The following is a 933-nucleotide window of genomic DNA, read 5'->3' on the forward strand; positions in this document are numbered from 1 at the left end:
CCGCTGCCAAAAGCCGGATGGTCGGATGAAATCCAGAGGGGGTCAAAATTGGATAAGTATTACCCCACCAGAGGGGTCAACATTCCATGCTTAAACACAGCTAAAGAAACGCTCGACGAGATTGCGCTGTCTGTAAACCCATTTACTGAAGGGGAAACTTTCCTTCCGATTGCTCTTTGCAGGAATATTGGCCCATGCATGCCTTTGCTTTGCAAATGCTCTGATCGCGTTGGTATCGTAAGCCTTGTCCGCCAGCAGGATCGTGCCCTTAGAGATTGTTTGTAACAATGGTTCGGCCATGCGACCGTCATGGGCTTGACCGGCTGTCAGCGCGAGACGGATCGGTCGGCCATAGGCATCGACGACAGCATGGATTTTGGTGGTCAAGCCGCCACGGGAACGTCCCATGCAGCCATCGTTCTGATCCCCCTTTTTCCGGTCGCTGCATGCTGATGGACACGAACACAAGAGCTGTCGATCATGACGGTGTCGCCATCGAAGGCCTTGGAAATCTCGCCTAGAACATGATCCCAGACACCTGCCTTGCGCCATCGCACAAAGCGATTGTAGCAGGTTGTATATGGGCCATATCGATCAGGAACGTCTGCCCAAGGCGAGCCAGTCCGGAAGCGCCACAAGATGCCGTTGATAACCCGCCTGTCGTCAACCCGTGGCACGCCTCGCGGCTTGTTCGGCAACAAGGGCGCAATAATAGTCCATTCGAAATCGGTGAGATCAAACCGGCGACGGGTCATTAGCGGCCTCCAAATCAAGGCCACAGTGAATCAAAATCAGACCAATTTGAGAACCCGATTTATGAGTGCACAGCCTAGTTGTTTAGTCCCGGGAATTGATGGGTCGGGTCGGTGGTGAATCGATCCGGTTCATTTGTCAAGCTCCGACAAATGAATTCGTATGGAGTGAGGCCTTTGA

General features: G+C 52.9%; 2 pseudogenes. Both read right to left on the minus strand.

Features of this window, described 5'->3' with window-relative positions:
* Positions 1-99: 99 nt before the first annotated feature.
* Positions 100-755 (minus strand): annotated as a pseudogene (locus G6L28_RS22705) (IS5 family transposase); the annotation flags it as partial.
* A 74-nt stretch (positions 756-829) separates the two neighbouring features.
* Positions 830-933 (minus strand): annotated as a pseudogene (locus G6L28_RS22710) (IS481 family transposase); the annotation flags it as partial.

It is taken from the genome of Agrobacterium larrymoorei (assembly GCF_013322225.1).
Classification (GTDB): Bacteria; Pseudomonadota; Alphaproteobacteria; order Rhizobiales; family Rhizobiaceae; genus Agrobacterium; species Agrobacterium larrymoorei_A.